This window comes from Variovorax sp. 05L425, assembly GCF_056397705.1.
Window position 1 is genome coordinate 77839 of sequence record NZ_JBFTNY010000027.1, and the last position, 8584, is coordinate 86422.

The following is an 8584-nucleotide window of genomic DNA, read 5'->3' on the forward strand; positions in this document are numbered from 1 at the left end:
GGACATGCAATGCCGAGCGTGGGGGCTTGTATGACCAGGACGGCACTCGTCATGGCTGGCGGCACCGGTGGGCACATCTTCCCGGGCCTCGCCGTGGCCGAGGCATTGCGCGAGCGCGGCTGGCGCGTGCATTGGCTCGGCGCGCCGGGCAGCATGGAACACCAACTCGTTCCGCCGCGCGGCTTCGCCTTCGAGCCTGTGCAGTTCGGCGGCGTGCGCGGCAAGGGCCCCGTCACGCTCGCGCTGCTGCCCATGCGCCTGCTGCGGGCCTTCTGGCAGAGCATCGGCGTGGTGCGCCGCGTGCGTCCGGATGTGGTGGTGGGCCTGGGTGGCTACATCACCTTTCCCGGCGGAATGATGAGCGTGCTGCTCGGCAAGCCGCTGGTGCTCCACGAGCAGAACTCCGTGGCGGGTCTCGCCAACAAGCTGCTGGCGAGCGTGGCCGACCGCGTCTTCACGGCCTTCCCCAATGTGCTCAAGAAGGCGCAATGGGTCGGCAACCCGTTGCGCGCAGCGTTCACTGCGCAGGGCGACCCGACCGCGCGTTTTGCCGGGCGCACCGGCCCGCTGCAACTGCTGGTGGTCGGCGGCAGCCTGGGCGCGAAGGCGCTCAACGCCGTGGTGCCGAAGGCATTGGCCATGATCGCGCCAACGCAACGCCCGAAGGTGACGCACCAGAGCGGAACCAAGCAGATCGATGAACTCCGCGCCAACTATGCAGCGGCGGGCGTCGAAGGCGAACTCACACCTTTCATCGAAGACACCGCTCGCGCCTACGCCGACGCCGACCTCATCGTCGCGCGCGCCGGTGCGAGCACTGTCACCGAAATCGCGGCCGTCGGCGCAGCAGCGCTGTTCGTGCCTTTCCCCTCCGCTGTGGACGACCACCAGACCACCAACGCGCGCTTCCTTGTCGACGCGGGTGGTGGCTGGCTCGTTCAACAGACCGAACTCACACCAGAATTGTTGGCCGACTTGCTACAGAAAACCGGGCGCGATGCGCTCTTGGAAAAGGCCTTGAAGGCCCAGGCGATGCGCAAGACCGAGGCGGTAGACGCCGTGGTCCGCGCATGCGAAGAACTCGGCAACGGAGGCCGCTCATGAAGCACGCGATCCGTCATATTCATTTCGTCGGCATCGGCGGCTCTGGCATGAGCGGCATTGCTGAAGTGTTGCTCAACCTCGGCTACAAGATCTCGGGATCGGACCTGGCGGACAGCGCGACGCTGCGGCGCCTGGCCGGCCTCGGCATCGCGACCTTCGTGGGCCACAACGCCGCGCATATCGCGGGTGCGGACGCGGTCGTGACCTCGACCGCCGTGCATGCCGACAACCCCGAGGTGGTCGCCGCACGCGAGAAGCGCATTCCCGTGGTGCCGCGCGCGCTGATGCTGGCCGAGCTGATGCGGCTCAAGCAGGGGATCGCCATCGCAGGCACGCACGGCAAGACCACGACGACGAGTCTCGTGGCGAGCGTGCTCGCGGCGGCCGGGCTCGATCCGACCTTTGTCATCGGCGGTCGTCTCAACAGCGCGGGCGCGAATGCGCAACTCGGCAGCGGCGACTACATCGTCGTCGAAGCGGACGAATCCGATGCGTCGTTCCTGAACCTGTTGCCGGTCATGGCCGTGGTCACGAACATCGACGCCGACCACATGGAGACCTACGGGCACGATTTCGCGAAGCTCAAGAAGGCTTTCGTCGACTTCCTGCATCGCATGCCTTTCTATGGCGTCGCGATCCTTTGCACCGACGATCCAGCCGTGCGCGAGATCGTGACCGAGGTGTCCTGCCCGGTCACGAGTTATGGCTTCGGCGAAGACGCCCAGGTGCGTGCGGTCAACGTGCGGGCCGTCGGCTCCCAGATGCACTTCACCGCGCAGCGCCGCAACGGCGTCACGCTGCCCGACCTGGACATCGTGCTCAACCTGCCCGGCGAGCACAACGTGCGCAATGCGCTCTCGGTGATTGCCGTGGCCGTCGAACTCAATGTGCCCGACGAGGCCGTGCAGCGCGGGCTCGCCGACTTCAAGGGCGTGGGGCGGCGCTTCCAGCGCTATGGCGAAGTTCTCGCGCGAGGTGAGGGCGACGCCGGCAGCTTCACGCTCATCGACGACTACGGCCACCACCCGGTGGAGATGGCCGCGACCATCGCCGCGGCGCGCGGCGCCTTCCCGGGCCGGCGTCTGGTGCTGGCGTTCCAGCCGCATCGCTTCACGCGCACGCGGGACTGCTTCGAGGATTTCGTCAAGGTCATCGGACAGGCCGATGCCGTGCTGCTTGGCGAGGTGTATGCGGCCGGTGAGCCACCGATCGTGGCTGCCGACGGCCGATCGCTCGCCCGTGCACTGCGCGTGGCCGGCAAGGTCGAGCCGGTGTTCGTCGACGAGATCGGCGCAATGCCCCAGGCCATCCTGGACAACGCGCGCGAGGGCGATGTGGTGATCTGCATGGGGGCCGGATCGATCGGTGCCGTGCCGGCGAAGGTGGTTGAACTTGGCGCTGCGGCGTCCGGCAAATCCGAGCGCGTTGCTCGCAAGGGGAGTGCGCAGTGAGCGTGATTGATCCGAAATCCTTCGGCAAGGTCGCCGTGTTGTTCGGCGGCAGTTCGGCCGAACGCGAAGTCTCCATCATGTCGGGGACAGGCGTGCTGGCCGCGCTGCGTTCGCAGGGCGTCGATGCGCACGCCTTCGATCCGGCCGAGCGCGAACTGGTCGAGCTCAAGCACGAAGGCTTCGCCCGTTGCTTCGTCGTGCTGCATGGCCGCCACGGCGAAGACGGCACGGTGCAGGGCGCGCTCGAACTGCTCGGCATTCCGTACACCGGCTCGGGCGTGATGGCTTCGAGCGTGGCGATGGACAAGGTCATGACCAAGCGCATCTGGCACGCCGACGGCTTGCCGACGCCACGCTACGTGCGACTGGCCTTCGACCAGCAGAGCCGCGAGCAGATCAACGCCGTGCCCGACGTGCTCGGCCTGCCGCTGATCGTCAAGCCGCCGCGCGAGGGTTCGTCCATTGGCGTGACCAAGGTCATGGGCTATTCGCAGATGCAGGACGCTGTCGCACTGGCGGTTCGCTACGACCCCGACGTGCTGTGCGAAGAGTTCATCGAGGGCGAGGAAGTCACTTGCGCGGTGCTGGGCAGCGGCCTCGACGCTGTGGCGATGCCCGTGGTGCGCATTGCCGCGCCTGAGGGTGCGTACGACTACCAGAACAAGTACTTCACGGACGACGTGAAGTACCACTGCCCGAGTGGCCTGGCCGCCGAGGAAGAGCAGGAGATCCGCCGCATCACGCTCGCCGCCTACCACCAGCTCGGCTGCCGTGGATGGGGTCGTGCCGACCTGATGATCCGCGCCAGCGACCGCAAGGCCTTCCTGCTCGAGATGAACACGTCGCCGGGGATGACCTCGCATTCGCTCGTGCCCATGTCGGCGCGCGCGGCGGGCATCTCCTACGAAGAGCTTTGCCTGCGCGTGCTGGCCACCGCGACGCTCGATTCACGTCCGACCCTCAACGAAGGCGCGGCATGACCGATAGCATCCCTGCGCCCTTCGACGTCAAGCTCATGAACGTGACCGCGAGCCTCGTGTTCGCGTTGTTCTCGCTCATGCTGCTGGCGGCGGGTGCGTGGTGGGTGCTGCGTCAGCCTTTCTTCCCGCTCGCCGGCATCAAGGTCGACGGCGAGGTCACGCACAACAACGCCGTCACGTTGCGCGCCAACGTGGCGCCGCAACTGGCGGGCAACTTCTTCACCGTGGACCTGGCCCGCGCGCGCACGGCTTTCGAATCCGTGCCGTGGGTGCGCAAGGCGGTCGTGCGGCGCGAGTTTCCGAACAAGCTGCGCGTGACGCTCACCGAACACCAGCCGGTCGCCCATTGGGGCGACGAAGCCGAGTCCAAGCTGATCAACGGCTTCGGCGAGGTGTTCGAGGCGAACGTGGCAGAGGTCGACAACAACCTGCCGCGCCTCGAAGGTCCGTCCGAGCAGGCCGGGCAGGTGCTCGGCATGTACCGCGTGCTGTCGCCGCTGTTCCAGCCTTATGACCTGACGATCGACGAGCTGTCGCTGTCGAGTCGCGGGAGCTGGCGCGTGACGCTCGATACCGGCGCCGTGGTCGAACTCGGCCGCGGGCAAGGCGAAGAAGTGGTCGCGCGTACGCAGCGTTTTCTGCGCACTGTGACGCCGGTGGCGGGTCAGTACGGACGCACGATTGCGGCGGTCGAGGGCGCCGATCTCCGGCACAACGAAGGGTATGCGCTGCGGTTGCGCGGCGTCACCACGGTCGTCCCCGACCCGAAGAAAAAGTAGAGCACACCAAGAGAGAGCGAACAGAGGAAGCACATGTCCAAAGATTACAAAGATCTCGTTGTCGGGCTAGACATCGGCACTGCCAAGGTGATGGCGGTGGTTGCCGAGGTGTTGTCCAACGGCGAGCTCAAGCTCGCGGGTCTGGGCATCGCACCCAGCAACGGGCTCAAGCGCGGCGTGGTGGTGAACATCGACGCCACGGTCCAGAGCATCCAGCAGGCGCTCAAGGAAGCCGAGCTGATGGCCGATTGCAAGATCAGCCGCGTCTACACCGGCATCACCGGCAGTCACATCCGCGGCATCAATTCGAGCGGCATGGTGGCGGTCAAGGACAAGGAGGTCACGCCGGCCGATGTGGCGCGCGTGGTGGAGACGGCTCGCGCGATCAACATCTCCAGCGACCAGCGGCTGCTGCTGGTGGAGCCGCAGGAGTTCGTGATCGACGGTCAGGACGTGAAAGAGCCGATCGGCATGAGCGGCATGCGCCTCGAAGCCAAGGTGCACATCGTGACCGGTGCCCAGAGCGCCGCCGAGAACATCATCAAGTGCGTGCGCCGCTGCGGGCTGGAGGTCGACCAGCTGATGCTGAACCCCCTGGCATCGAGCCAGGCCGTGTTGACCGAGGACGAACGCGAACTCGGTGTGGTGCTGGTCGACATCGGCGCCGGCACGACCGACGTCGCGATCTTCACCAACGGTGCGATTCGCCATACGGCCGTGATTCCGATTGCTGGCGATCTCATCACCAGCGACATCGCGATGGCGCTGCGCACGCCGACCAAGGACGCCGAGGACATCAAGGTCGAGAACGGCTATGCGAAGCAACTGCTGGCCGACCCCGATACCCAGGTCGAGGTGCCGGGCCTCGGCGATCGCGGTCCTCGCTTGCTGAGCAAGCAGGCGCTTGCGGGTGTGATCGAGCCGCGCATCGAGGAGATCTTCTCGCTGGTGCAGCAGGTGATCCGCGAGTCGGGCTACGAAGAGGTGTTGTCTTCGGGCGTGGTGCTCACCGGCGGCAGCGCGGTGATGCCCGGCATGGTCGAGCTTGGCGAAGACATCTTCCTGAAGCCGGTGCGGCGCGGGATTCCGAAGTATTCGAGCGCACTGTCGGACATGGTTGCGCAGCCGCGCGCCGCGACGGTGATGGGCCTGCTGGAAGAAGCCCGCTACGCGCGCCTGCGCGGCTTCAAGGTGGCGCAGAAGAACGGCTCGGTGAAGACCGCCTTCGGCCGCTTCAAGGATTTCATCGTGGGGAACTTTTGATGACACCAAGACTTCCCCACTGCGTGTGGCTGGCGCGTGCCGGCCCACCGCGCCACTTCAACGAGCGATGGCGACGAACCGGGCCACCCCTTCATCGTTCACGGTTCCAACAACAAATTCATTCATAAACAAATGGCAACTGCATATTCAAGGAGTCAGAACATGGCTATCGAAATGATCGAGATCGAAGAGTTCAACCAGGGAACGCAGATCAAAGTGATCGGCGTGGGCGGAGGCGGCGGCAACGCCGTCGCGCACATGATCGAGCGCGGCGTGCAGGGCGTGCAGTTCATCTCCGCGAACACCGACGCGCAGGCCCTGTCGCGCAGCAATGCGCACAAGACCATTCAGCTCGGCATGAACGGGCTGGGCGCTGGAAGCAAGCCCGAGAAGGGCCGCGATGCGGCCGAGGCGGCGGTCGACGACATCCGCGAGGCGATCACCGGGGCGCACATGCTGTTCATCACGGCCGGCATGGGCGGCGGCACGGGCACCGGCGCGGCGCCGGTGATCGCACGCGTTGCCAAGGAGATGGGCATCCTCACCGTGGGCGTGGTGACCAAGCCCTTCGACTGGGAAGGCGGCCGTCGCATGACCAACGCCGATACCGGCCTGGCCGAACTCGAAGCCAATGTCGATTCGCTGATCGTGGTGCTCAACGAGAAGCTGCTCGACGTGCTGGGCGAGGACGTGACGCAGGACGAAGCCTTCGCGCATGCCAACGACGTGCTCAAGAACGCGGTTGGCGGCATCTCGGAAATCATCAACGAGTACGGCGGCGTGAACGTCGACTTCGAAGACGTGCGCACCGTGATGGGCGAGCCCGGCAAGGCCATGATGGGCACCGCCGCGGCCAGCGGCCCGGACCGCGCCCGCATCGCCGCCGAGCAGGCCGTGGCCTGCCCGCTGCTGGAAGGCATCGACCTGTCCGGCGCCAAGGGCGTGCTGGTGTTGGTGACGGCATCGAAGGCATCGCTCAAGCTGAGCGAATCCAAGTTGGCGATGAACACGATCCGCGCCTACGCTTCGCCGGACGCGCACGTGATCTACGGCGCCGCCTACGACGACAACCTCGGCGACGAAATGCGCGTGACCGTGGTTGCGACAGGCCTCTCGCGCCAGGATGCACGCCGCCAGGCGCCGACGCTGGAAGTGATCCGCACCGGCACCGACAACATTCCGTTCACCGTCCCGACGCTCGGCGGCTCTGTCGGCCATGCCTCCGGCCAGCCGAACTACGACGGCATGGCCGTGCCCAGTGTGTGGCGTACCAACCGCACGATGGCCGCGGCCAAGGTGGACGCGCTGTCGTCGGGCGGAATGGACGATTTCGAGATCCCCGCCTTCCTGCGCCGCCAGGCGGATTGAGGAGGCGCCCGTGGAGGCTATCGGGGACATAGCGAGGCGGGCGGTACGCCGGACGCCTCGCGCTTCTAAAATCGCGCCCGTGCTTCCACAACGTACCCTCAAATCGATCACTCGCGCTGTCGGCGTCGGACTCCACAGCGGACAACGCGTGGAGCTCACGCTTCGACCGGCGCCGGTGAACCACGGCATCGTGTTCCGGCGGGTGGATCTGCCCGAGCCGGTCGACATTCCGATGACGGCGGAGGCGGTCACGGACACCCGGCTCGCGTCGACGGTGTCTTCGCGCGGGGCCAAGGTGCAAACGGTCGAGCATCTCATGTCGGCTTGCGCCGGGCTGGGCATCGACAACCTGCTGATCGACATCACGGCTGACGAGGTGCCGATCCTCGACGGTTCGGCTTCGTCCTTTGTTTTCCTGCTGCAGAGTGCGGGGATCGAACTACAGAGCGCGCCGCGCCGTTTCATTCGCGTCACGCGGACGGTAGAGATTCGCGAAGGCGAGGGCGCGGACGAAAAATGGGCTCGGCTGGAGCCGTATCACGGGTTCAAGCTGAGCTTCGAGATCGATTTCGATCATCGTGTCGTCAACTCGACCGGGCAGCGCGTCGAATTCGACCTGGGCAGCGGCTCCTACAGCCGCGACATCGCGCGCGCTCGGACTTTCGGGTTCACCAAGGAGGTCGAGTACATGCGCTCGAAGGGACTCGCCCTCGGCGGTGGCCTCGACAACGCGATCGTGATGGACGACACCAAGGTGCTCAATGCGGGCGGACTGCGCTATGACGACGAGTTCGTGAAGCACAAGATCCTCGATGCGATGGGTGACCTCTATGTCATCGGGCAGCCGTTGCTGGCCGCTTACAGCGCCTTCCGGTCGGGTCACGCGCTCAACAACAAGCTGCTGCGTGAGCTTCTGGCCCACGACGACGCGCATGAAATCGTGACCTTCGACGACGAACGACAGGCGCCCGCCGGATTTACCGAAGTCGCGCGCGCCTGGTAGCAAGACACGTCGATGCTGCTTTTTCGGTGGGCCATCCTGTTGCTTTTGCTGGTGGCCGGGGCTTCGTTCGCGTTCTACGCGGGGACGGGGCAGGTCAAGTACCGGCGGTTTGGATGGATCGTTCTCAAGTGGACCCTGCTCGCGGCGTTTGGCTTCTTTGCTGTGTTGATTGCTGAACGGGCTTTTTGAGGTTGTGGGGCGGCGGAGGCGGGCGGTGTGCGCTGGGCCGGCCGACGTCACCGGCCGCTTCGCGGCTGCCCTGCGCTGCTCGCGGTACGCGGGGTCCGCGCGAAACTCGCCTTCGGCCCAAACACGCGCAGCCCTGATCCGCGTACCGCTGCGCTGCTCGGCGGTGCCTCAACGGCCGGCCCAGCGCACACCGCCCGCCTCCGCGGAAAGGGTGGGGTGAGTTGTCCGCCTCCAAGGCTGTGATGAACGCGCAGGCATTGGACGTTCGAGACGCGCGCATCCTTCGCCCAACCACGGAGCCCGGTATGCGGTGCGGGCTGCGCGACCCTTCTGCGCCGCCGAAGCGCGCAGCCTCAGGCGGATCAGGGCCGCGTGTGTCTGAGCGAAGCGAGTTTCACGCGGACCCCGCCTGAGGCGAGCACTGCAGGGAAGCCCGAAGGGCCGGCG

At 66.2% G+C, this 8584-nt stretch carries 8 protein-coding genes; all 8 read left to right on the forward strand.

The window, feature by feature from the left end:
- The first annotated feature begins 30 nt into the window (after positions 1-30).
- The 8 genes from murG to AC1DN9_RS25160 all read left to right on the forward strand — a co-directional run bounded on the left by murG (position 31) and on the right by AC1DN9_RS25160 (position 8137).
- Complete coding sequence (gene murG, locus AC1DN9_RS25125) at positions 31-1104, forward strand: undecaprenyldiphospho-muramoylpentapeptide beta-N-acetylglucosaminyltransferase (protein ID WP_478104536.1); 1074 nt, start codon at positions 31-33, stop codon at positions 1102-1104.
- Positions 1101-2555, forward strand: coding sequence for a UDP-N-acetylmuramate--L-alanine ligase (gene murC, locus AC1DN9_RS25130; RefSeq protein WP_478104537.1), 1455 nt, complete (start codon positions 1101-1103; stop codon positions 2553-2555). Before murG ends, murC begins: the two co-directional genes overlap by 4 nt.
- Positions 2552-3535 (forward strand): D-alanine--D-alanine ligase, encoded by a 984-nt coding sequence (locus tag AC1DN9_RS25135; RefSeq protein ID WP_478104538.1) that lies wholly within the window; start codon positions 2552-2554, stop codon positions 3533-3535. Before murC ends, AC1DN9_RS25135 begins: the two co-directional genes overlap by 4 nt.
- Positions 3532-4314, forward strand: a complete 783-nt coding sequence (locus tag AC1DN9_RS25140; protein ID WP_478104540.1) for a cell division protein FtsQ/DivIB — start codon at positions 3532-3534, stop codon at positions 4312-4314. Before AC1DN9_RS25135 ends, AC1DN9_RS25140 begins: the two co-directional genes overlap by 4 nt.
- Positions 4315-4347: 33 nt before the next feature.
- On the forward strand, positions 4348-5577 hold the full coding sequence (gene ftsA, locus AC1DN9_RS25145; protein ID WP_478104541.1) for a cell division protein FtsA: 1230 nt from the start codon (positions 4348-4350) through the stop codon (positions 5575-5577).
- 162 nt (positions 5578-5739) lie between these two features.
- The gene (gene ftsZ, locus AC1DN9_RS25150; RefSeq protein ID WP_478104542.1) at positions 5740-6945 is read left to right on the forward strand and encodes a cell division protein FtsZ; all 1206 of its coding nucleotides are present in this window, start codon (positions 5740-5742) and stop codon (positions 6943-6945) included.
- Positions 6946-7024: 79 nt separating this feature from the next.
- The gene (gene lpxC / locus AC1DN9_RS25155) at positions 7025-7948 is read left to right on the forward strand and encodes a UDP-3-O-acyl-N-acetylglucosamine deacetylase (protein WP_478104544.1); all 924 of its coding nucleotides are present in this window, start codon (positions 7025-7027) and stop codon (positions 7946-7948) included.
- A 12-nt stretch (positions 7949-7960) separates the two neighbouring features.
- Complete coding sequence (locus AC1DN9_RS25160; protein ID WP_177142683.1) at positions 7961-8137, forward strand: hypothetical protein; 177 nt, start codon at positions 7961-7963, stop codon at positions 8135-8137.
- Positions 8138-8584: the final 447 nt, after the last annotated feature.